The 23,205-nt window shown below is 36.6% G+C and carries 20 protein-coding genes; 7 read left to right on the forward strand and 13 right to left on the reverse strand.

What is annotated here, in order from left to right:
• Nucleotides 1-5: 5 nt before the first annotated feature.
• A complete protein-coding gene (locus BW936_RS09720) occupies nt 6-902 on the reverse strand; it encodes a lysophospholipid acyltransferase family protein (RefSeq protein WP_076548193.1) in 897 nt (298 codons plus the stop codon).
• Between the two features lie 57 nt (nt 903-959).
• Here BW936_RS09720 and BW936_RS09725 point away from each other — a divergent pair, with 57 nt between their 5' ends.
• Both BW936_RS09725 and BW936_RS09730 read left to right on the forward strand, forming a co-directional pair.
• Nucleotides 960-1,610 carry a rhomboid family intramembrane serine protease gene (locus BW936_RS09725; protein WP_076548194.1) on the forward strand — a complete coding sequence of 217 codons (651 nt, stop codon included), beginning with the start codon at nt 960-962 and terminating at the stop codon, nt 1,608-1,610.
• Nucleotides 1,611-1,734: 124 nt separating this feature from the next.
• A complete protein-coding gene (locus BW936_RS09730; RefSeq protein WP_076548195.1) occupies nt 1,735-3,399 on the forward strand; it encodes an LVIVD repeat-containing protein in 1,665 nt (554 codons plus the stop codon).
• A 74-nt stretch (nt 3,400-3,473) separates the two neighbouring features.
• Here BW936_RS09730 and BW936_RS09735 read toward each other — a convergent pair whose 3' ends face one another.
• Entirely contained in the window at nt 3,474-4,592 is a 1,119-nt protein-coding gene (locus tag BW936_RS09735) for a TlpA disulfide reductase family protein (protein ID WP_076548196.1), read from the reverse strand.
• A 102-nt stretch (nt 4,593-4,694) separates the two neighbouring features.
• Nucleotides 4,695-5,174, reverse strand: coding sequence for a hypothetical protein (locus tag BW936_RS09740; protein WP_076548197.1), 480 nt, complete (start codon nt 5,172-5,174; stop codon nt 4,695-4,697).
• A gap of 90 nt (nt 5,175-5,264) precedes the next feature.
• Between BW936_RS09740 and BW936_RS09745 the strand changes: the two genes are divergently transcribed.
• Nucleotides 5,265-8,180, forward strand: a complete 2,916-nt coding sequence (locus BW936_RS09745; protein WP_076548198.1) for an FAD-binding and (Fe-S)-binding domain-containing protein — start codon at nt 5,265-5,267, stop codon at nt 8,178-8,180.
• A gap of 3 nt (nt 8,181-8,183) precedes the next feature.
• Here BW936_RS09745 and BW936_RS09750 read toward each other — a convergent pair whose 3' ends face one another.
• The gene (locus BW936_RS09750) at nt 8,184-9,053 is read right to left on the reverse strand and encodes a UDP-2,3-diacylglucosamine diphosphatase (RefSeq protein WP_076548199.1); all 870 of its coding nucleotides are present in this window, start codon (nt 9,051-9,053) and stop codon (nt 8,184-8,186) included.
• Between the two features lie 228 nt (nt 9,054-9,281).
• On the opposite strand from BW936_RS09750, the gene aroC reads away from it, so the two are divergent.
• Together aroC and BW936_RS09760 are read left to right on the forward strand one after the other, a co-directional pair.
• Nucleotides 9,282-10,346, forward strand: a complete 1,065-nt coding sequence (gene aroC, locus BW936_RS09755; protein ID WP_076548200.1) for a chorismate synthase — start codon at nt 9,282-9,284, stop codon at nt 10,344-10,346.
• Nucleotides 10,347-10,407: 61 nt separating this feature from the next.
• On the forward strand, nt 10,408-11,709 hold the full coding sequence (locus BW936_RS09760) for a dicarboxylate/amino acid:cation symporter (protein ID WP_076548201.1): 1,302 nt from the start codon (nt 10,408-10,410) through the stop codon (nt 11,707-11,709).
• Nucleotides 11,710-11,730: 21 nt separating this feature from the next.
• Here the strand turns inward: BW936_RS09760 and BW936_RS09765 are convergent, their stop codons facing one another.
• The 3 genes from BW936_RS09765 to BW936_RS09775 form a co-directional block, all read right to left on the reverse strand.
• A complete protein-coding gene (locus BW936_RS09765) occupies nt 11,731-12,843 on the reverse strand; it encodes an AsmA family protein (protein ID WP_076548202.1) in 1,113 nt (370 codons plus the stop codon).
• Nucleotides 12,844-12,975: 132 nt separating this feature from the next.
• Nucleotides 12,976-13,380 carry a thiol-disulfide oxidoreductase DCC family protein gene (locus tag BW936_RS09770; RefSeq protein WP_076548203.1) on the reverse strand — a complete coding sequence of 135 codons (405 nt, stop codon included), beginning with the start codon at nt 13,378-13,380 and terminating at the stop codon, nt 12,976-12,978.
• 148 nt (nt 13,381-13,528) lie between these two features.
• Entirely contained in the window at nt 13,529-15,700 is a 2,172-nt protein-coding gene (locus tag BW936_RS09775) for an endonuclease MutS2 (RefSeq protein ID WP_076548204.1), read from the reverse strand.
• A 157-nt stretch (nt 15,701-15,857) separates the two neighbouring features.
• Here BW936_RS09775 and BW936_RS09780 point away from each other — a divergent pair, with 157 nt between their 5' ends.
• Both BW936_RS09780 and BW936_RS09785 read left to right on the forward strand, forming a co-directional pair.
• Nucleotides 15,858-16,523, forward strand: coding sequence for a uracil-DNA glycosylase (locus BW936_RS09780; protein WP_076548401.1), 666 nt, complete (start codon nt 15,858-15,860; stop codon nt 16,521-16,523).
• Nucleotides 16,524-16,636: 113 nt separating this feature from the next.
• Nucleotides 16,637-17,032, forward strand: coding sequence for a response regulator (locus BW936_RS09785; RefSeq protein WP_159439012.1), 396 nt, complete (start codon nt 16,637-16,639; stop codon nt 17,030-17,032).
• Here BW936_RS09785 and BW936_RS09790 read toward each other — a convergent pair whose 3' ends face one another.
• The 6 genes from BW936_RS09790 to BW936_RS09815 all read right to left on the reverse strand — a co-directional run bounded on the left by BW936_RS09790 (nt 17,033) and on the right by BW936_RS09815 (nt 23,150).
• The gene (locus BW936_RS09790; RefSeq protein WP_076548206.1) at nt 17,033-17,878 is read right to left on the reverse strand and encodes a substrate-binding domain-containing protein; all 846 of its coding nucleotides are present in this window, start codon (nt 17,876-17,878) and stop codon (nt 17,033-17,035) included.
• Nucleotides 17,865-19,901, reverse strand: coding sequence for a polyphosphate kinase 1 (ppk1, locus tag BW936_RS09795; RefSeq protein WP_076548207.1), 2,037 nt, complete (start codon nt 19,899-19,901; stop codon nt 17,865-17,867). The genes BW936_RS09790 and ppk1 overlap by 14 nt, the downstream gene beginning before the upstream one ends.
• A 54-nt stretch (nt 19,902-19,955) precedes the next feature.
• Nucleotides 19,956-20,822 (reverse strand): nucleoside phosphorylase, encoded by an 867-nt coding sequence (locus BW936_RS09800; RefSeq protein WP_076548208.1) that lies wholly within the window; start codon nt 20,820-20,822, stop codon nt 19,956-19,958.
• A 1-nt stretch (nt 20,823) separates the two neighbouring features.
• Nucleotides 20,824-21,756, reverse strand: coding sequence for a DUF1835 domain-containing protein (locus tag BW936_RS09805; RefSeq protein WP_076548209.1), 933 nt, complete (start codon nt 21,754-21,756; stop codon nt 20,824-20,826).
• Between the two features lie 108 nt (nt 21,757-21,864).
• A complete protein-coding gene (locus BW936_RS09810; protein WP_076548210.1) occupies nt 21,865-22,194 on the reverse strand; it encodes a translation initiation factor in 330 nt (109 codons plus the stop codon).
• A 5-nt stretch (nt 22,195-22,199) separates the two neighbouring features.
• Nucleotides 22,200-23,150: an isopenicillin N synthase family dioxygenase gene (locus BW936_RS09815; protein ID WP_076548211.1), complete on the reverse strand. Its 951-nt coding sequence runs from the start codon at nt 23,148-23,150 to the stop codon at nt 22,200-22,202.
• Between the last annotated feature and the right edge of the window lie 55 nt (nt 23,151-23,205).

Consider the following 23,205-nt stretch of genomic DNA (forward strand, 5'->3'; position numbering starts at 1 on the left):
TATTTTTAGTTTACATCGGCAAATGCCGCTGGTTGTTTTCCTCTGTGTTTCCAGCGTTTGTGTGTCCATAAATAATATGCTGGTTGCTCCCTTATTTGTTTTTCGGTAAGTCTTAGAAAAGTATCTGTAATCTCATGCTCTTTGGTTTCCTTGCTGTTTATGGCTATGGGAATAAACTCTGCCTTGTAATACCCACGTTTAACCTTGCTTACTTTAAGGAAAACGGTAGCTAATCCTGTTTTGCGGGCCAAAGCTTCTCCACCATTAAAAATTGGTACGGTAACCCCCATGAAATTTGTCCAATAATGAGCTCTGTGCGCTTGTGGAGATTGGTCACTGACCATACCATAGGTGGATCGTATATTATTCCTATAATTCTGAATAACCGTTTTTGCGGTTTGGGCTTGTGTAATTAAGGTGGTATTCCATCTGGCTCTTACTTTTCTAATGAAATTATCAAAATAAGAGTTGTTTATTTTTTGATAAACGGCATATCCTTTAGAGTTGACATAATTGTTGATGCTTACGTTCCATTCCCAATTAGCATAGTGTGCACAAAGAATTATAATACTTCGTTCTTTTTCAATTTCCCGTATAACTTCCGGATTCAGAACTTGGTATTTTTTAGCTACGGACTCTTTACTGAGGCTCATAGTTTTTACCATTTCTAGAAACGTATCACAAAGATGTTTGTAGAATTCCTTTTCAATACATTGAATTTCTTTTTTAGACTTATCGGGAAAAACTAAATTCAAATTCTCTTGTACCACGTTTCTTCTATAACCGAATATGCGATATATGAAAAAACAAACAATATCAGATAAACCATAAAATAAGCGATGTGGCAAAATGGAAACAATCCATAAAAATGGATAGATCAAAACAAAGGCCAATAGTTGCATTCTCAAAAAAATTATAAGCAAATATAGTTATATTTGATGCCAAATAAAGGGCAGATAATGTACAACATTGATATAGCGACTATTGTGATAATTGCGGCAAATGTATTAGTGTCAATGAAGGGGTTCAATGATACTTCTTTTTTTGAACGCTATAAATTCAGTATTGGTGCCATTAAGGCGGGTCAGAAAGATCGAATGGCAACATCAGGATTTTTGCACGTAGATATTTCTCACTTACTTTTTAATATGTTAACCCTCTATTTCTTTGCAGGTGTGGTGATTAATTGGTTTGATGCAGCTACATTTTTGATTATCTATGCTGTTAGTCTTTTAGGAGGTAGTTTGTTGGCTTTAAGCTTTCATAAAGATGAACCTTATTATTCAGCGGTGGGTGCTAGTGGTGCCGTAACCGGTATATTGTATTCTGCTATTCTGCTGCAGCCAAATATGCAATTGGGTATTATGTTTATTCCAATTCCTGTTCCTGCGTATGTTGTTGGTATAGGGTATTTGTTATACTCCATTTATGGTATGAAAAAACGCTTAGGAAATATTGGTCATACAGCTCATTTTGGCGGGGCTATTGGAGGATATGCTTGTACGTTGTTGTTTATGCCCAGTCTGTTACAAACAGAGACACTTATGGTTGGTTTGTTGGCATTGCCTATAGTTCTGTTATTGGTGCTTGAAAAAATGGGTAAAATATAATTGTTTCTTTCTTTTGTGATTTGGCATTATAATCCGCCAAAAAATATATTTTTTTTATTGTATTTCTCTGTACATAGGCAACATTTGCGCGGGTTGGGTCGTTATTGCAAAAAACCGAATTATCATGAAACCAGCCTTACCTGTAAGAAAAATAGTATTAATTACAATAGCAGCTTCGTTATTTATAACAAGCTGTAGTGATGAGACTACAATTTTCGAAAACCCAGAAGACAATTTAGTAAGTGAAACAGATCAATCTAAGCTAGATCAAAGTATAAGCTTTGATCGTGCCGGTGTTTTGGATATTTTAGAAGATCCTATTGCCAGTGCAAAAAAATCAAGTGTTACCGGAAAAAGTGAAGAAGAGGAAGCAGGAGATTATCCGCTTTCCCTAGTAGCTCAAATTGCCCCTCCTTCATTTGCGAACGGAGGAAATTTAGCTGCTACCCACGTGGCTTTACATGGAGATTATGGTTATGTAACTTATAATACGGTAGGAGAAGAGTATGTTGGTGCTATAGATGTAGTCGATATTAGCGATCCTACAAGTCCTAGGGTAACCTCAAGAGTATACTATACAAATGCAGATTTAAACTCAATTGCCTATGATAATGGATATATATATGTTGCAGGGGGTGTAGATGCTGAACAATCGGTTACTGCAACGGCAAATTCTTTAGTTGCAAAAATTGCAGTAAGTGGCGGCAGGATGAATACGTCTAACATTGCTTATGGCTTTCAAGAAGGCTTTAATGCTACAGATGTACGTATAATTAATAATAATGTGGTAGTAACCAGTGGTCAAGACGGCTTTGTAGTCATGTATGATAAAAATGACTTAAGTGTATTGAATGAGGCTGCTTTTTCAGATTTACGTTCTGTTGCTTATAACGGTAGTGAGATAGCTATTTTAGATGCGGCACAAGGGGTTAATTTTTTAGATCAAAATTTGAATACAACTCGCAGTTTAGCTATTGATTCTGATTTTGGAATAGATGCCAAGCGAACATTAGATTTCTTAAATGAAAATATTATTGTTTCAGAAGGAGCAAAGGGAGCTGGCGTGTATCATGCAACTTCAGGAAATTTTATAGAGTACTTGCCAATTTTAACCAGTCCGGAAAATGCTGAACCCGGAGAAATAGTTACCAATGGTGTAGCGGTGAACGAAAATGTGCTATTAATGGCTAATGGTGCTGGTGGGTTAAGTCTTTCGGAAATCAAAGATGACCAAACTGTTGGTGTTGGTGTAATTGAATTGACGGGTTCAATAAATTATGTAGCATCAAAAGGGGATTATATTTTTGCTGCTTCCGGAAAAAAAGGTTTTCAGATTATCAAATTAAACAGGCCAGATGAGAGCCTGGTGCAACGTTGTAAGGATTTGAGTCCATACTTTGGTAGTTCATTTTTAAATATAAATAGTGGTGTAGACCGTGCTTACAGCGGTTATAAAAGATTTTATACTATAAATGTTGCTGGCAATTTGTTGTTATGTGGTTCTTGGAGTGTAAGCAATGGTGTGACCATTAATGATGGTGGTTTGTTTGAAATGAAGGGCACTATAGTGGTTGGTAGAAATTATAAAAGAAGAAATGTAGTTATAAATTCTGGCGGAACCTTAAGGGTAGAAGGTAACCTCACCATTTATGGGGATTTGGTCTTAGGTGATGGTGCAGCTATAGAGTTTATTGGAGAAGATGATGTAGTGAATATTTTTGGTGATGTAACCAGAGGGACTAATACTACGGTAGAAGGAACCTTTAGGGATGTTAGAGGAGCATTTTAAATGAGTAAGAATGAGATGTAAAAAGCCCGAACAAAAATATTGTTCGGGCTTTTTTTTGTGGTTTATAATGATAATTAGTCCAATAATTCTGCCACTTTAGCTTCTAAGGCAGGACCTCTTAGGTTTTTAGCAACGATTACTCCGTTTTCATCCAAAAGGAAAGCTGCGGGTATTGCCTCAACGTTATATAGCTTTGCAATAGGGTCGTTAAAGTAAGCAATGTTAGAAATATGATTCCAGACCAAGCCATCTTCTTTAATTGCTTTTTTCCAAGCTTCATCGGTTCTGTCTAAAGAAACACCTAGAACATTTAATCCCTTGTCGTGGTATTTGTTGTATACCGCAACAATATTTGGATTCTCAGCTCTACAAGGTCTACACCATCCGGCCCAAAAATCTATTAAGGTTACTTTTCCCAACACATCTTTTAAGGCAAGTTTGGTTCCATCTAGACTGGGACCTGAAAATTCAGGGGCCTTAGCGCCAATGCTTGAGTTTTTACCAGCTGCTTCTGATGCTTTTAGTTTGTCAATGCCTTCTGAAATTTGTTTTCCAGGTTTAGAACTTTTAATTTCTTCGGAAAGCGTTTTGTAGATTCCTTCTGCTTCTTCTGGCTCAATTGCTTTTGTGGCAATTGCTCTATCCAAGACCAAGGCAGATATTAAAGCATTAGGATGGCCTTTAATATAATCTAGCTCAAAGGTTTTGTACTCTTCTTGTAATTCTTTTATTTCATCTTGTAGCGCCAATGCTACTTCCCCAGATGCAGCTCTCATATCTTGTTGAATAGATTGTGCTTGTAGGGAGATTTCTCTTGATTGCTCCATATAATCCGAAAAAGAATCATTTTGAAAAGTTCCGCTAATATCGGCAAATCCCATACTGTCTTTTTGGGCGTTAAATTGTATTTCTCCGTTTTCAAGTATTACCGCTGTGTAGCCGGGTAGTTGGTCAACAAAGATATAGTGAAGTTCAGGGATGTCAGATTTGCCTGTAAACGTAAACTCGCCATTTGTAGTGGTGGCGGTATCTACTTCTATTGGTTGATTGTTTTCTCCTATTTTCTTCAAGAAAACACGAGTGCCATCTGTCATTTCACCTCTCAATTTACCATTTAGGGTAAAGCTTTCTGGTTTTGAGTTGCAGCTGAACAATAAGACTCCTGCAAGCAGTATTACAATACTATTTTTCATAAATTTCACTTAGGTTAAGTTACAAATGTACTTATATATAGGATATAAAAAAAGACCCTTAACGTAATGGCTAAAGGTCTTTTTGTAATTGTTCTAATTGGGTTAAAACTGGTAACGTATACCTAGTCCTATGTCAAAATCAAAATTATCAGAGAACCCGTCATAACCTACAACGCCCAGTTCTGGTCTAAAATCTAACGATAGAATTAATGGTATGTCAAAATTGTATTCTATTCCTATATCACCAGCGGCAAAAACGAATAAACCACCATCATCTCCAGGGAAATCAACGCTTCCTAATCCGCCACCAACTCCGTAATACCATTGAAAATCACCCTCTATTGGTCTTACCCATTGGTGTAGTCCGGCTATTTTAAATGCATTGAAATTTCTACTATCTCTCCATCCCAGGTCAAATTCTGCCCTGGTGTAACGTGTTAATGATTTTTGATAACTGATTTCTGCTCCAAACCCGTCACTATCTCCTAATCGTAGCCCTAATGCATGGTTTGAAATTTCTTGTGCGGAAAGTGAGCAGGTTGCCATAAAAATCAATACTGTAATACCTTTTAAAATCTTCATATAGTTATTCTTTTTTGTGATGAAAAATGAGCCAATTTGTAATGTAGCTCACACAATAAAACTTAATTTAGCACTCAAAATTGTGTTACGTTGGATAATAATTCGCTGTTAAAGTTACGACAAGATATAGAGGGAGATGTACGATTTGATAATCTTACGAAAACTATTTATGCTACAGACGCATCTGTATATAGAAAAATACCTTTAGGGGCTGCTTTCCCAAAGAGTGTTGATGATATTAAAAAAATTATACAATTTGCCAATGATGAAAATATTGGACTCATACCTAGAACCGCAGGTACTTCATTGGCGGGGCAATGTGTGGGTGATGGTTTGGTGGTTGATGTATCCAAGCATTTTACGGAAATAATAAGTTTAGATCAAGAAAAGAAGCAAGTAACCGTTCAGCCGGGAGTTATAAGAGATGAACTAAATCAATATTTAAAACCTTTTGGGTTGTTTTTTGGACCTAACACATCAACATCAAATAGATGTATGATCGGTGGCATGGTCGGTAATAATTCATCAGGTACCACGTCTATTCAATATGGAGTAACAAGAGATAAGGTTGTTTCCATGAAGACCATCCTGTCAGATGGGAGTGAAGCTGAATTTGGAAGAATATCAGCAGCTGAATTTAAAGAAAAACAATACCAAAATACATTTGAAGCATCTCTTTATAGAAGTGTATATGAAGAATTGATTGATAAGGAGATAGCTGGTGAAGTAAAAGAGCAGTTTCCAAAACCCGAAATTCATAGAAGAAGTACTGGCTATGCTGTTGATGAATTGTTGAAATCAGATGTTTTCGGGGGCAGGTTGCCTTATTTTAATATGGCAGAGTTGCTTTGTGGCAGCGAAGGTACCCTGGCTTTTACCACTGAAATTACGGTTCAATTAGATGACCTGCCGCCAGCTCTATCGGCAATGGTCGTTACGCATTATACCTCTCTGGAAGATTGCTTGATGGATGTGGTTCCGGTTATGGAACACCCATTGCAATTGTGTGAAATGATGGATAAGGTCATTTTAGATTGTACAAAAAATAATCGTGCGCAATTGGCAAATCGATTTTTTGTAGAAGGGGATCCTGCGGCATTATTGATGTTGCAAGTGTCTGCACATACCGAAGCTGAATTGAAAGAGGCTATTGCTTCGTTGCAGAAAACAATAGCAAATTCGGGACTCAGTTATGCCAATCCTGTACTGTATGGAAATCAGATTTCTAAGGCTATAGAACTGCGAAAGGCAGGTTTAGGTTTGTTGGGTAATATTGTAGGTGACATGAAAGCTGTAGCCTGTATTGAAGATACTGCGGTGGCTTTACCGGATCTTAAAGACTTTATTGCGGAGTTCTCTGTAATTATGAAAGGTTATGGGCAGAGTGCCGTTTATTATGCGCATGCAGGTGCCGGAGAATTGCATTTACGGCCTATTTTAAATCTGAAGAAATCAACAGATGTTAGTCTCTTTAGGAACATAACTACAGATGTTGCCAAACTAACTAAAAAATATAGAGGCTCCTTTAGTGGTGAGCATGGCGATGGTATTGTGCGAGCGGAATTTATTCCGATAATGATAGGGAATAAGAACTATGAGCTGCTAAGAAGAATTAAATCTTATTTTGATCCTAAGGGTATTTTTAATCCCGGTAAAATTGTAGATGCCTATCCTATGGATAAGTCGTTTCGATATGAGATTGACCGTGAAGAACCAGAGATTAAGACGTTAATGGACTTTTCGGATAGTGAAGGTATACTTAAAGCTGCCGAAAAATGTAATGGAAGTGGTGATTGCAGAAAAACCCACCACATGAATGGTGGTATGTGCCCCAGTTACCATGCAACCAAAAATGAAAAAGATACTACCAGGGGTAGGGCAAATACGTTGAGGGAGTTTTTGACCAACCCAAATAGTACAGCGAAGAATAGTTTTGATAGTCCTGAGATTAAAGAAGCTTTTGATCTTTGTTTAAGTTGTAAGGCGTGTGCAAGTGAGTGCCCAAGTAATGTGGATGTGTCTACTTTAAAAGCAGAATTTTTATATCAATATCAAGAGGCTAATGGCTATTCTTTTAGAGGTAAATTATTTGCATATAACACCAAATTAAACGGATTGGGGAGTAAGGTTTCTGGTCTTACAAATGCCATGTACGATTCCAAGTTAATTGGCGGATTATTGAAAAAAACTAGTGGTGTGGCTAAAGAGAGAAGTCTTCCAAAAGTTTATAGTTTTAATTTCGATAAACACCTTCAAAAAGCTAGTATTCAATACAATAAGTCTAAGAATAAAGTGGTGTTATTTATTGATGAGTTTACAAAATACTTAGATATTGAAGTTGGTAAAGATGCTATAGAACTATTGACTGCTCTGGGTTATGATGTTGAGTTGTACTATGCAGAAAGCGGTAGAACATTTCTATCAAAAGGCTTTTTAAAACAAGCTCAAAAATTGGCAATTAAGAATGTTCAAGAACTTAAGAAATTTGCAGATGCAAATACACCGGTTTTAGGTTTGGAGCCTTCAGCCATATTATCTTTTAGAGATGAATACAAGCGTATGACATCAGATAAAGTTGCAGCTCAAAAAATTGCCGATAATTCATTTTTAATTGAAGAGTTCTTGGCTAAAGAAATTGCTGATGGCTATTTAAAATCGTCTGACTTTACGGAGGAAGCTAGAGATATAAAAATTCATAACCATTGTCATCAAAAAGCATTAAGTAATCAAAAAGTAACGTTTGATGTATTAAATCTGCCAACAAATTATAAGGTAACTATTATAGCATCGGGCTGTTGTGGTATGGCCGGTTCTTTTGGGTATGAAGAAGAGCATTATGAAACCAGTATGAAAATTGGATCATTAAAGTTATTCCCTGCGGTGAGCAAATCGTCAGCAGATACCATAATTGCTGCCAACGGTACAAGTTGTAGGCACCAAATTTTTGATGGCACTAAAAGAATAGCAAAACACCCGGTAAGTATTTTGAAAGAGGCTTTGGTGTAACGGTTAATCCAATAGTCCGCCTTTTTCTTTCTGATTCTTTAGTTTTCTTGCTTTACGGTCTGTTATTGTAGCGATAAGCTCATTCATATTCATAGACTTAAGTTCTTCATCCATATAAAATGAAGCTAGTTTGTCATTTTCGTAGCGGTAGAGTTTCCAACGTTTAAAAGAGTATTCAAGTGCGGTCATATGTTTAACCCAGTCTCCGGAGTTTAGATATAGGCACTCTCCTTTTTTCGTTTCAAAAAGTTGTTTGTTAGGTGCATGGCTATGGCCACAAACCACATGGTCATAATGTTGCCTTATTGCTAATTTAGACACGTTCTTTTCAAATAAAGCTATTTGTTCTGGGTCGCGCTCGCCATATTCCAATGCTGGGTTGGAGAACGGCTTATTTTTCTTGCCAAATAAACCAAATACCTTGGTTTTTAATTTTGCCAGTTTTAATAAGGTATCAAACCCAACACTTCCAAAATTAAGCAACCATTGTGAGTGGCGAAATGAAAAATCGAAAATATCGCCATGAAAAAATAGAGTGGTTTTTCCGTTAAGTTTTAAGGTAAGTCTATTAGAAACTTGTATTACGCCCATATAGATGTCGTCTATTTTTCTGAAAGGTACGTCTCGGTTACCGGTAATATAATGTACTATGGTACCTTTAGCTGCCAAAGAGAATATTTTCTTTACAACTTTTAGATGGGAAGGCGGAAAGTAGTTGTTTCGCATTTTTTTTGCATCAAGAATATCACCATTAAGAATAAGAATCTTTGGGTCAATGCTAGATAAGTATGTCAATAATTCCTCCGCATGACAAGCGTAAGAACCTAAGTGAACATCTGATAAAACAGCTATTTCAAGACGGCGTTTTTTCAAGGAGATAATTTTTAGAGCAAAATTAAATCTAATAGTTTGTATAGCAGTTGTTTATATGGTCAACAGTTGTTAATCATAAGGTTAAGTAAACATTATCACAAAAGCGTAAGGTTAAGGTAATATTATGCACTTTATAAATTTTTCTTTCAAGCATTTAACATTTACCTTTGAACCTAGTTGAATTGTTAGTTTTGTAATTCATATTACATTATTTAGAACTTAGTTATTATGGCAGGAAATACCTTTGGCAATATATTTAGGGTAAGCACTTTTGGAGAGTCTCATGGAAAGGCAATTGGGGGAGTTATAGATGGCTGCCCATCAGAGATAACGTTGGATTTTGATGCCATACAAAATGATCTTAATCGTCGTAAACCCGGTCAGTCTGCTATTGTTACCCAGCGAAAAGAGCCGGATGAGGTAGAGTTTTATTCAGGAATATTCGAAGGAAAAACTACGGGTACCCCAATTGGGTTTGCAATTCATAACACCAATCAAAAATCTAAAGATTACGGACATATCAAAGATTCTTATAGGCCATCGCATGCAGATTATGTGTATGATAAAAAATATGGTTTTAGGGATTACCGTGGTGGTGGTAGAAGTTCTGCTCGTGAAACTGCCAGTAGAGTAGTGGCTGGTGCTATAGCTAAGCAGTTCTTGAAAGGCATAGAAATACAGGCTTTCGTTTCTCAAGTAGGAAACATGAATTTAGGTAAACATTATACGGAGTTAGACTTGTCATTGACAGAATCTAATGCTGTTCGCTGTCCAGATCCGGAAATGGCTGTAAAAATGGAGGATTATATAAAATCTATTAAGAAAGACGGAGATACCATTGGCGGAATTATTACGTGTGTAGCCAAAAATGTACCAATTGGTTTAGGGGAACCTGTTTTTGATAAGTTACATGCAGAATTGGGAAAGGCAATGTTATCTATAAATGCCGTTAAAGGCTTTGAATACGGAAGCGGATTTGAGGGTGTTAAGATGAAAGGCAGTGAACACAACGATCAATTTAATAATGATGGTTCTACAAAAACCAACTACAGCGGTGGTATACAAGGTGGTATAAGCAACGGTATGGATATCTATTTCAATGTTGCTTTTAAGCCGGTAGCCACTGTTATTCAAGGTTACGAAACCATTGATAAAGAGGGTAATACCATTAAAACACAAGGTAAGGGCAGACATGATCCTTGTGTAGTTCCAAGAGCTGTACCTATAGTTGAGGCTATGACCGCATTGGTCTTGGCAGATTATGCCTTATTAAACCGTACAATTAAATTATAGGTTGCGTTTTTAGCACTTTTCCTAGCAAAATACTATCTTTCTTCCCTAAATTAATTTTTATATGAGGAAGCTTGAGTTGCATTGGCAAATTCTAATCGGAATGTTAGCAGGGGTTTTATTTGCTTTAGCCATGGTTCAGTTAGATTGGGGACCGAAATTCATATCGGATTGGATCAAGCCTTTTGGAAACATTTTCATCAACTCGTTAAAGCTTATTGCGGTTCCTCTTATATTGGGTTCGTTGATAAAAGGAGTGTCCGATTTAAAGGATATCTCTAAACTTTCTCAAATGGGCGGTCGTACCATCGGTATTTATATCGTAACTACGGTTATCGCCGTTACTATTGGTTTAGGGGTTGTAAATATTGTAAAGCCTGGAGCTTCAATTACAGAGGCAACAAGAATAGAATTAGTTGATAATTATAAAGGTGATGCCGATGCTATTAAGAGCAAGGCAGATAAGCAGAAAGAAGCTGGACCGTTACAGGCCTTGGAAGATTTGGTTCCAAGTAATATTTTTGCTGCCGCTTCTGATAACGGCAACATGTTGCAAGTTATATTCTTCGCCATATTCTTTGGCGTAGGTCTTATTCTCATACCTGAAGAAAAAGCTGCTCCGGTTAAAAAATTCTTTGATGGTTTCAATGAAGTAATATTAAAGCTAATAGATTTAATTATGCTAGCTGCGCCCTATGGTGTATTTGCTTTATTGGCGGCGTTGATCGTAGAATCGCCTAGTTTAGATTTATTCAAGGCACTGGCGTGGTATGCATTCTGTGTAGTATTGGGACTTTCCTTAATGTTGGGGGTTTACCTTTTATTGGTGTGGGTATTTACAAAAATCTCTCCGAACAAATTTATGAAAGGGATGTCTCCTGCTCAACTTCTTGCATTTTCAACAAGTTCAAGTGCGGCTACTTTGCCTGTAACTATGGAAAGGGTTGAAGAGCATTTAGGAGTAGATGAAGAGGTAACAAGCTTTGTTCTTCCTATTGGAGCAACTATCAATATGGACGGTACTAGCTTATACCAGGCTGTTGCCGCTGTTTTTATTGCCCAGGCATTTGGTATGGATTTAAGCTTGTCGGCTCAATTAGGAATAATTGTAACCGCAACATTGGCCTCTGTAGGTAGCGCAGCAGTTCCCGGAGCCGGTATGGTCATGTTGGTTATTGTTCTAGCGCAAGCAGGTATACCAGAAGCGGGTTTAGCATTGATATTCGCTGTAGATAGGCCTTTAGATATGTGTAGAACGGTAATAAATGTATCTGGTGATGCCTCTGTTTCTATGATGGTCGCCAAATCCGTTGGAAAGTTACGTGAACCTAAAGTTAAAAATTGGGATGATAATTATAAGAAATAGGTGCTGCACCATGTAGAGCTGCTAGTTTTGTTTAGATTTTTTCTCTTCTAATCTATCTGCACCATCGGTAGCGTCCTTAAAGCTTAGGTCATCATCAATGACGTTTTTATAGGCTTGTATCCACGCATTTCTGAATATTCTGGTTACCGTAGGCCAAATTTTAGTTTTAACACTATTTAAATCACCTTCAACGGGTATTTTGGTAGCTAGGGTATCCTGCTTGTGGTTTTTGAGAATAAATTTGAAGAAGCCTACGAAGCCTTCCCATAGCGTTTTTAGAAATCCGTCTTCTTTGCCTATTAATTTTGCGTTCTTAAGTATGGGCTTAAAAGAACCTTTCATGTATCCGTCTGCAATAGCCAGTTCTCCAAATAAGTCAAAAGTACCTTCATCAAAATCTATACCTGCGTAATAATTGGTGAAATCATTAAGTGCTTTGGCATTAGCGTTTTCTAGGCTAAAGGAAATATCCATGTCCGGAATTTCTCTTACCAAATTCATGTCTCCATCTAAAATTACATTTCCATTACCTATTGATGTGGCTGTAGCGTGTATGTTAGAAGGTAGTGTTCTTGTTTCTTCCACAACATTACGTAGGTTAGAAGCCTCTAATTGTACTTTGGTTAAATGTAGGTCAATATTAGGATCTGCCTGTACTTGTAAAAAAGCAAACTTACCATTTTCGACCATCAATCGGTTAATGTCTATTGGAACCAAATCGGTAAGGGCTTTAGACCAGTCCTCAGTATTGGCTTGTTGCGTAGTGTCCTGTTGATCTTCAAATACATACAGTACGGTAGGCTCTAACATTTCAATTTCACTCACTATTCTCCCGTGAAAAAGAGCGTTCCATTCTACGGATATATCAGTTTTCTTAAAATCTAGAAAAGGTATTTCGGTAGTACCGTTTACCGTATTCAAATACATGCCGTGTATGGTATAAGCGCCACGGATAATAGAAAGGTCAATATCTTCAACGTGACCATAATATCCAGGAATATCTGCAAGTACTTTGTTTACATAATTTTTTACGAAGTAGGGAAGTGATAAGCGAATTGCAATGAGAAGTACCATCAATAGTACCGGTATCACATATCTTTTTTTCTTATAATTTTTCCTTCGTCCTTCGCTCATGTAATTCAATATTTATTTTGAACCTTGATAAGATAAGTGAATGAAACTAAAAGTACTGGTTTACGGAGCGATAGGGGTAAAAGTAGAAGCGTTAGGATTAAAAATAGCTTATAAGAGCCATTAGGGTATACTTTAAATGAATTTGCTTTTTAGTTCTTCTGTAGGAATCATGCATGCCTCTTTTTTACCGTACCATTTGTATCTATTCGCAGCAATAAAATCGTATACGATATTTCGAAAAGACTCCGGTAGCCATAGTAAAATAGAGGAAATTGTACGGAGACCTTTTAAATTCTTTCCAATTTCAAGTGCGGCTGTTGACTTTATATAATAAGCAATATTGGGCTCGATAAGGAGTATGGAATCAATTTCGTTGGTGTCAATATTACGCTCGGCCAATAATTTTTCGCCTGTTTTACTCTGTATGGCGGCATATCTAAATACATCATTATGATCTCGCTTAATAGCAAACTGAACACTGCTGTTGCACAAGTTGCAAACACCATCAAAGAGAATGATTTTTTTATTTGAATTCACAGGATAAAATTAAAACAATATTTAGACAACTTCTCTATAATATCCTTTTAAAGAATAGTTGCGAATATTCTTAGGTTTATGGCTATTTTAGGTATTATATAACTGCGTTAATCGTATACGATTTAATGTAACCATCAGTAAATGAGCGTTATTTCTTTTTTTCAACCATTTCAAGCTGGTCTACGCTAACATTGGTGGTGAATATGCCATAGTTGACAATGGCCTTTCCTTTTTCAAGTGAATCTATACTACCAACAGCCTTACCATCTAACATACGTACGCGGTCACCAATTTTAAATACAGGTCTTGGCTTATTCTTTTCCTTGAAAATGGCTTTCTTCTTTTCAACCTTCTTTTTCTCACGGATAACTTTGACCTCTTTTTGGACTTCTTGAGCCACTTTTGCTTTTTTAGCTCTTTCCGCCTTGGCTTGATTTGCCGTTTTCTTCTTTCGCTTGCTATTCTCGGTTTCCACTATTCTCAATAGTTCAGATACCAAGGGTCGTTTCTTGTTATCTTGAAAATATTTATCTGCTGCAACATTGACTTTGTTCCCTAATTGTATCATGCGTTGATCGTGGTCATATAACTCTTGGTAATTTTCAAGTTTAGATTTGATCTTGGCATTTAGCTTTTCTAATCTTTCGTTCTCTTCTCGTGCCTTATCTTCTTCCTCTTTTAATCTAGAGCCTGTTTGTGCCATTTTACTACGTTCTTTTTGCAGTTTGGCAATAGTGGCATCAAAACGAACTTTGCCGCGTTCTATTTTCTTTTTGGCTTTGTTGATCAGCGAGTAGGGGATGCCGTTCTTTTGTGCGACTTCAAATGTAAACGAACTACCTGCTTGTCCTAAAATCAATTGAAAGGTAGGTTCTAGCGTTTTGCCATCAAAGAGCATATTGGCATTGGTTACATGTGGTAGCTCGTTGGCCAATGCTTTTAAATTGGCATAGTGGGTAGTAATTACTCCGTATGAGCCTCTTTCATAGAAAACTTCCAAGAAAGCTTCGGCAAGTGCACCACCTAATTCTGGATCACTACCGGTACCAAATTCATCGATTAGGAATAAAGTGTTATTATCGCAACGCTTTAAGAATTGGTTCATGTTCTTTAAGCGGTAACTGTACGTACTTAAATGATTTTCAATACTTTGGTTGTCTCCAATATCCGTTAATATCTTTTTAAAGAAACACACTTCACTTCTTTCGTGCACGGGAATCAGCATTCCGCTTTGTAGCATTACTTGAAGTAGCCCAATCGTTTTTAAGGTGATACTTTTACCACCGGCATTTGGACCTGAAATGACGATAATTCTATTTTCTTCGTGCAGTTCAATGGTTTGCGGATACGTCTTTTCGCCCTTTCGTTTATTGTTCAAAAATAATAATGGATGATAAGCATCACGCAAAAAGAGTTTATTGTTAGTGTTGATTTTTGGCAATAGCGCATCAATATCTTCTGCGTGCTTAGCTTTTGCGGCAATCACATCTACTTGCGTAAGAAAATCTTGATAATCGCTTAAAAGAGCTCTAAATGGTCTTATTTTATTTGTTAGTTGTTTAAGAATGCGTTGTACTTCTTCTTTCTCCTCAAACTCCAGATTATTAAGTTCTCTACTATACTTTAGAGCAGCTTCAGGTTCAATGTAAACTATGCTTCCGGTTTTTGATGTGCCCATTACGGCGCCCTTCACTTTCTTTCTGTACATGGCCTTAACCGCCAAAACGCGTCTGTTTTCAACAACAGATTCCCTAATTTCATCTAAATAATCAGATGCTTGGTAGGTATTTAAAGCAGATCCAAAGCTTTGACTAATTTTTCCACGTACTGCATTTATTTGTCTTCGGATGGTAAACAATTCATCAGATGCATTATCCTTTACCTCTCCAAATCGGTCAATTACGTTATTTATTAAAACCGGAATCTCCGTGTTTTGCTCAAGCTTTAAAGCAAAATCATAAAAAAGGGGGTAATATTCCTTGAATTTTTTAAAGAATTTTTGGTGTTGTGCTACCGTAGTACAGATACTTGCTATTCTTTTGAATCCCTGAAGTTCTAACGTCGTGTTTTCAATCTTAAGAAGTTTCAGGTCGGTATTAATGGCATCGAACCCGTGATTGGGAATTCGGTTTTCACTAATAACCGATGATAGGTATTCTGCTGTTTTTCCAAGTTCCACCTTAATAACCTCGTCAGTTATAAAAGGAGCAATTTCCAATGCAGCTTCTTTGCCCAATTCTGTATGACAACGTGCAGAAATTTGTTTTAATACAGAAGGAAATTCTAAGTCTTGTAATGTTTTGGAATGTATATTGGCCACGTTCTATTTTAATGAGCTGCAAAGGTACGCATTGACAATGAAATTTTATAAATGAGATTGTACTGAGCTTATCTGTAGTATGGGCATTGATGAATTGGCGTTGATTTTAGGTAATGTTAATAGTACCTTTGAATTTAAATTGGAATACGATATTACCATGGACATTGATTTGGATAGGAGTTGGGCGAAACAGTTGGCGCAAGAATTTGACAAGCCCTATTTTAAAGGCTTGATGCAATTTGTAAAGCGAGAATATGATGCGCACACATGTTATCCGCAGTATTCGGATATATTTTCAGCTTTCAATTATTGTGGGTTTGATGATACAAAGGTGGTCATTATTGGACAAGATCCCTATCATGGACCAAATCAAGCAAATGGCTTGTGTTTTTCGGTTAAGGACGGAATTAAACATCCGCCATCATTGATCAATATTTTTAAGGAAATTGAAAGCGATTTAAGCATCCCTTACCCAGAAAGTGGTAACCTTGAACGATGGGCAAAACAAGGTGTTCTTCTGTTGAATGCTACGCTTACCGTTAGGGCTCATGAAGCGGGAAGTCACCAAAAACAAGGGTGGGAGGTATTTACGGATGCTGTAATTTCTAAACTATCAGAAAAAAAGGATGGTATAATTTTTATGCTTTGGGGAGGTTATGCAAAGAAAAAAATAAAGCTAATCAATACTGATAAGCATTTCTTATTAACCTCTGGTCACCCGTCCCCGTTAAGTGCCAATCGCGGATATTGGTTTGGAAACGAACATTTTTCTTCTTGCAACAAAATATTAGGTGATTTAGGCAATAAAAACATATTGTGGTAAGTTTGGTAAATAATTAGTGCTTTAATTCTATAATGTACTTTGGGGTGCAAGGGTAGGGCAAAAACTTAATAACAGTTAAAATGAATAACTTAGATAGACTAAATACTATTTTATTGGTAGACGATGACGATGCAAGTAACTTCTTGCATTCCATTTTTATCAATAAATTAGATATGGATGTGAATATTAACTCTGCACTCAATGGTCAAGAAGCTATAGATTTTATCCTTGGAAAAGGGCAGGAGCAGTTAGAATTGCCATGTATGGTCATGTTAGATTTAAGAATGCCTGTCATGGACGGGTGGCAATTTATGGATGCTTATGACGACTTAGTTCCTAAAAAGCTTAAAGATCAAATTACGATAGTTCTTGTAACTATAAGTGACAACAAGGAGGATAAAAAACGCGCAACAGATAATAAGTATATTGCGGATTTTGCTCAGAAACCGCTTTCAGATGAAACATTTAAAGCATTAATTCAGAAGCATTATAGCTTAGCCTCTATTTAATTATTTTAATATTTGAGAGGCCGGAATTACTTTTTCTATCAAATTTAATTCCTTCAATGTATGTTGCACTGTTGTCAACGTGCCTTCTGGTAGTTGTTTTTGGCTCCATTCCGTAAGTTGCAACCACGCTTGTATGTCTTCTAATTTTTGATGATACCTATTTGCCAAGGTAGTATCTATCCTGGGAATCTGTTTGAACTCAGCCGTATACATATTGATGATTTCAAGAATATGATTCAATATGCTTTCGTTTTCTTTCAAAAACGTAGTAGTACCTACCAAGACAAAGCATGGCCATGGTGTGGGGCAATTTCCTAAGTGTTTAAAAACACCATCATCTACAAGGGGTTTTGTAGTAAAACGTTCCCACATAAAATAATCCGCACTACCAGAGGAAAGCCCTTCTACGGCTCCTTCTAGATTATTCACTAATTCAAATTTTAAATGCTCGGTATCCCAACCCATCTCTGTTGCTTGCACGTAAGACATTAAATGGCTACCGCTACCGTAGCGGCTAATAGCGGCCGTAGTGTCTTTTAAATCGTTTAGGGAATTATAAGAGCTTTTGGCATCTACGTGAATTCCCCAAAGAAGGGGAGAGGCAATGTACTCCTGAATAATTTTTACCTCATTGCCTTCGGTTATACTTTTTATGATTCCTTCTGTTAAGATGATAGCAAGGTCGGTATCGTTGTTTTTAAGCATTTCACTCATTCTACCGGTACCTTCGGGAACTTCCGTCCATTCTAAATTAATTCCTCTTTCTTCAAATGCACCTTCTTCGATGGCCAAATGCCATGGAAGGTTAAAATGTTCAGGTACACCTATAATCTTAACAGTTTTCATCTAATTTATTTTTAAGGTAATCGTATATGGCGTATTGGGAGCGTATACGTTCTTCATTAGGCAATTGTTCCACTTTTTTATTGGAGTTTTCCAAATCCAGCACACGAGCTTTTTGGTTGTCGTTGAGCTGTAGGCTTAAAATGTGTTTTAATTCTTCAAAAATATCGGAATCTAGAATTGGGGTCAATACTTCTATCCGTCGATCTAAGTTACGGGTCATCCAATCTGCGGATCCAATATACATCAATTCATTTCCTCCATTTTCAAATAGGTAAATTCTACCATGCTCTAAAAAACGATCTACAATGCTGGTTATGAATATATTATCTTTCATTCCTGTGTTAGGGTCATCATTAGCGGTTAGGTAACAACAAAAGCCCCTAACTATGAGTCTAACTTCAACACCGGCATTAACGGCCCTGTACAAGGCCCTGATCATATCAGAGTCTTCAAGACTGTTCATTTTAGCGGTAATGGCTGCTTTTTTACCTTTACGGGCAGCATTGATTTCGTTTTGAATAAGGTTTAAAAATGTAATTCTGGTGGTAAAAGGCGAGACCATTAGGCGTTTTAGCTTGGGAACTATAATTTTTCTTTCCAAAACTTGAAAAACCTGGCCTAAATCTTTAGTAATTTTTTTATGTGCGGTAAACAGTCCGTGGTCACAATAAATTTTAGCCGTTTTAGCGTTGAAATTACCGGTACCTATGTAGGCATATCGCTTTACTTTATCATCTTCATTTCTAAATACCATGGCTATTTTAGAATGCACCTTTACCTGAGGGATGCTAAAAATAACTTTGGCACCCTTTTCCTCAAAAATGCGCCCCCATTTAATATTATTGGCTTCATCGAACCTGGCTTGAGCTTCAACGAACAAGGTAACCTCTTTACCGTTATCCAATGCGGTTAAAATGGCATCTGCCAATGATGAAGACTTAGCTATGCGGTAAATGGTCATTTTTATTGCAGTAACATTGGGGTCTGTTGCTGCTGTGGTCAAAAAATCTTCTACCACTCTAAAGTCTTGGTACGGAAAATGTACCAATTGGTCTTTTATGGAGATACTATCAAAAATATTCTCCGTAGAAGTTAATACCGGATGTGGTAATGCCGGTTTTTCTTGATATTGTAAGTGTTCCGTTCCTTCCGGTAATGGAAAAGAAAAGAAATCGGATAAATTATGGTATGCTCCGCCAGGGGATAAGTCTACCGTTCCCAATTTAAAATCGTTCTTAAGTGATGCTATTAGCCAACTTGGCATAGATTCATCATAAAGTAAACGGGTTGCTTGACCGTATAAACGCTTATCTAACGAATTATAGATTTTTTCTACCAATTCAATATCGGAATAGTCATCTTCTAAATACAATTCGGCATCCCTAGAAATTTTGATGGAATAACAGCCCATAATATTTTTCTGAGGTAGTAATTTTTGAATGTTCAGTCTAATGGCATCATCTAGATAACAAAATTGATGTCCGTCACCGGGTAACCTTATAAATCTGTCGTGCTTTTTATTCGGTATCTCAACAATGCTATATGCTTGGTTAGGATGGGTTACGGCTAAATAGAGTGCCCCATCTGTTAATTCCAAGTTTTCTTTATGTACGGCACAAAACTCTCTTATACGCTCATCAAATAAGGACTCTAAAAATACTTTTTGTTCGTTCGTAAAGTTAGAGGTATTGCGAACATAGATATTATAATCTTCTAATTCTGCAAGGGTAGCTTTTATAACTTTACCAAACTCAACTTGTTGCTCATTAATTGTTTTTAATATGTGCTGTAGGGTGGTATTGGCTTTGAACATTAATTTCTTTCGAAACTTTTTGTCCAGATGCTTTATTTGGCGAAGTTGAGAGACACGTACTTTAAAGTATTCATCTAAATTAGAAGAAAAAATAGCGAGAAATTTTAATCGTTCTAGCAATGGCGTGTCGGCACTTTTGGCTTCAAGCAGCACACGTTCATTGAAATAGAGCCAATTAATATCTCTATGCTTCAGGTTGTCTTTTTTCATGATAAGATTTACGTAAAAATAAGAAGTACAATAGTAAAATATTGTAAAAGTATGTTAAGCCAACCGTTTCAAGCAAAATTCTATTAAGCGGTCCACGGATGCTGTTGGAGTAACTGAAAATTCTCCGGTAGCCCTATTGGCTAAAATACAGTTTAGAGAAACTGCCTCATGGCCTAAAAGTTGAGCCAGGGCATAAATACCCGAAGTTTCCATTTCTAGATTGGTTAGTTGAAGTTCTTTAAAATTGAAGGTCGATAATTTCTCCAACAATTCCATCTGGCTAGGTGTAATTCTTAATTGACGTTGTTGTGGTCCGTAAAACCCTGTGTTTGTTGCTGTAAATCCTAATCGTATACGATTATCGCTGAACAGTTCCCCAAGTTTTTCAGAGTAGGAGAGTACATAAGGTCTGGCTTTATAGGGATTCCATGAGGTATGGGCTATAAATTCATCTTCTATGTCCGGGTAGTTGATGTTATCATGCTCGTAGAAGTGTAGTAATCCGTCAAAACCTAAAGAATATTTGCTGATTAAAAAAGTATCAATAGGAATATCTGGCTGTATAGCTCCTGTTGTTCCTATTCTAATAATATCTAAAGAGGTATGCTTTTCTTTGAGTGTTCTTGTCTTAAAATCAATATTCACAAGGGCGTCTAACTCATTTATAACAATATCGATATTGTCGGTACCAATTCCTGTAGATATTACTGAAATACGTTTACCGTTTAAATGTCCGGTATGGGTGTGGAACTCACGCTTACCTTTCTTTACCTCAATAGTATCAAAATGTTGAGAAACCTGGTGTACCCTATCTGGGTCGCCAACGGTGATAATGGTGGTTGCAATATCTTCTGGTAATAAATTGAGGTGGTAGATGCTACCATCTTCATTGATGATAAGCTCAGCAGGCTTTAGTTGCATGCTATAATTTTAAGATTCGGTTCGTACTAGTGTTGTAAAGGAAATTGTACTTTAAAGCACCGCCCAGATACACATCGTTGTCCTGAATACAAGAGTAATAACTGGTTTTTCCTTCTAAGATTTCTTTACCTTTCTTGGAAAGGCGCACAGGATTTAAGTTTGTAATCAATGGTTTTAGCCTAGTTATGGCACGGTCATACTGTGTGTTTGAAAAACCTAAGTTTCCTTGGTTTTTAAGTAAGACATCCATGTACTGTGTTTTTGACTTGGGTTTCTTGTCAATGGCAAGTTGTAAAATGGTATTTTCCATTTCATTTAAACCGTTATTAATACTAGGGAAACGTTTTAAATGCGTTTTTACGGCATCTCCTAGATAATCAAATTGGTAATCATTGAAATCTGTTAAGTTCTCTAAGCGAATTGGATTGTTACTACAATATAATTGCCAGACGTAATCTGCGTACTCCGTATCATCTTGTGATAAGACTTTTTTATTCTTATATAAATTTAATAATTGGTCATCAGATAGCTCGTTTAGGCTGTATAATTTATCAGATTCATCTTCTTTTCCGCTACAGACCAAAGAAATTTGAGCATATTTTCTGTGGGTTAGCAACCAGCTAATTACGGCCAGCATGTTTACTTGGCAAAAAAGATCATACTCGAACCAAAGCACGATATGATCTTGTTGTTTGTGGCTACATAAAGACCTATATTCTTTTAGGGTCTTTTCTATAAACCAAGATTTTGATACTTTATAATTTTTGTGAAGGAATTCAAAACGAGCTTTCCAGAAAGATTCTGTACCTACATTGGGTAGTGTTTGTCCTTCGCATAGCATTTCGCGCCATGTGATGACATCGCCATCTAAGTTTAATTTTTGAAGACGTTCGGTGAAAACATCGCCGTTGGTTATGTGCAAGAGAGAACTCATACCAGGTTTGATTTAGTTTGATTAGATTAAAAATAATATTAATAACAACGTTATAAAATTATTTAACAGAAAACAAATGGAACTTTCAAGGTAGCTTTTTTCACTGAATTAACCGCCTACACGTTTAACGGAGAAGCCTTTATCTTTCAGGATAGCCATGATTTTGTCTCTATAATCGCCTTGTATAATTATTTTATCATCTTTAAAACTACCGCCAACGCTCAATTTTGTCTTTAATTCTTTGGCTAACTTCTTAAAATCTTCATCGGCTCCGGTGTATCCTTCTAGAATAGTTATGGGTTTGCCTTTACGCTTTTCATACTTACATATAATAGGATCGTCTTGAAGCCAAATAGGATTATCTGTTGTTTTTTCAAAGGGAGTTTCCTCAGCTTCGTGATCGGGAAATAAGTTTTTTAGTTGGTCTTTAAGGTCCATTGTAGTTACTTTTTAATTAGCCCAAGGTCAATTAATCTTTCATGTAAAAATTCACCGGCTGTAATGTCTTCGTACAGCTTCGGGTGGTCTTCATCAATGCAATTCTCTAAACAATTTAAAGGCATTTCACTTACCGGATGCATAAAAAACGGAACTGAATATCTAGAAGTGCCCCATAATTCTTTTGGCGGGTTTACTACTTGGTGTATGGTAGACAATAGTTTGTTGTTCGTTAAACGCGATAACATATCGCCAACGTTGATCATCAATTGGTCTGGTCTTGCAATGGCATCAACCCATTCGCCATCATGGTTTTGTACTTGTAAGCCTTTACCGTGGGCACCCATTAATAAGGTTATAAGGTTAATATCACCATGAGCTGCAGCTCTTACGGCGTTTTTAGGTTCAGATGTAATAGGAGGATAATGTATTGGTCGAAGAATTGAGTTTCCATTTTTTATGAAATCATCAAAATAGAATTCATCTAAATTTAAGTGTAAGGCTAGTGCACGTAAAACATACTTTGCTGTTTTTTCTAACATTTTATAGGTCTCTTTACCAACCTCGTTAAATTTTGGTAGCTCTTTTACTATGACGTTTGCAGGGTATTCTTGTTCTAATGCGTCATCATCCTCCACATATTGTCCAAAATGCCAGAACTCCTTTAAATCGCCCTCTTTTTTACCTTTAGCATGTTCTTTACCAAACGAGGTATAGCCACGTTGGCCACCAATACCTTCTATTTGATATTCGTCTTTTACAGCAGCGGGTAAATTAAAGAATTGCTTGATTTCTGAGTATAAACTATCTACAAATTCTTCGGACAAGAAGTGTCCGCTTAAAGCTACGAATCCTATATCTTCAAAAGCTTTTCCAATTTCATCAATAAACTTTTGCTTTCTTTTTGGGTCTTCCGAAAGAAAATCCGACAAATCAACACTAGGGACTAAGCTCATAATTTAAAAGATTTTACGTAAAATTAATAATTATTGTCCATTTATAAGTGTTGTT

The organism is Maribacter ulvicola (assembly GCF_900155985.1).
GTDB lineage: Bacteria > Bacteroidota > Bacteroidia > Flavobacteriales > Flavobacteriaceae > Maribacter > Maribacter ulvicola.

Bases quoted from the DNA above. Each gene is read 5' to 3' on its own strand.
- BW936_RS09720 (WP_076548193.1), bottom strand. From the start codon at position 902: ATGCAACTATTGGCCTTTGTTTTGATCTATCCATTTTTATGGATTGTT.
- BW936_RS09725 (WP_076548194.1), top strand. From the start codon at position 960: ATGTACAACATTGATATAGCGACTATTGTGATAATTGCGGCAAATGTA.
- BW936_RS09730 (WP_076548195.1), top strand. From the start codon at position 1,735: ATGAAACCAGCCTTACCTGTAAGAAAAATAGTATTAATTACAATAGCA.
- BW936_RS09735 (WP_076548196.1), bottom strand. From the start codon at position 4,592: ATGAAAAATAGTATTGTAATACTGCTTGCAGGAGTCTTATTGTTCAGC.
- BW936_RS09740 (WP_076548197.1), bottom strand. From the start codon at position 5,174: ATGAAGATTTTAAAAGGTATTACAGTATTGATTTTTATGGCAACCTGC.
- aroC (WP_076548200.1), top strand. From the start codon at position 9,282: ATGGCAGGAAATACCTTTGGCAATATATTTAGGGTAAGCACTTTTGGA.
- BW936_RS09760 (WP_076548201.1), top strand. From the start codon at position 10,408: ATGAGGAAGCTTGAGTTGCATTGGCAAATTCTAATCGGAATGTTAGCA.
- BW936_RS09765 (WP_076548202.1), bottom strand. From the start codon at position 12,843: ATGAGCGAAGGACGAAGGAAAAATTATAAGAAAAAAAGATATGTGATA.
- BW936_RS09780 (WP_076548401.1), top strand. From the start codon at position 15,858: ATGGACATTGATTTGGATAGGAGTTGGGCGAAACAGTTGGCGCAAGAA.
- BW936_RS09790 (WP_076548206.1), bottom strand. From the start codon at position 17,878: ATGAAAACTGTTAAGATTATAGGTGTACCTGAACATTTTAACCTTCCA.
- ppk1 (WP_076548207.1), bottom strand. From the start codon at position 19,901: ATGAAAAAAGACAACCTGAAGCATAGAGATATTAATTGGCTCTATTTC.
- BW936_RS09800 (WP_076548208.1), bottom strand. From the start codon at position 20,822: ATGCAACTAAAGCCTGCTGAGCTTATCATCAATGAAGATGGTAGCATC.
- BW936_RS09805 (WP_076548209.1), bottom strand. From the start codon at position 21,756: ATGAGTTCTCTCTTGCACATAACCAACGGCGATGTTTTCACCGAACGT.
- BW936_RS09810 (WP_076548210.1), bottom strand. From the start codon at position 22,194: ATGGACCTTAAAGACCAACTAAAAAACTTATTTCCCGATCACGAAGCT.
- BW936_RS09815 (WP_076548211.1), bottom strand. From the start codon at position 23,150: ATGAGCTTAGTCCCTAGTGTTGATTTGTCGGATTTTCTTTCGGAAGAC.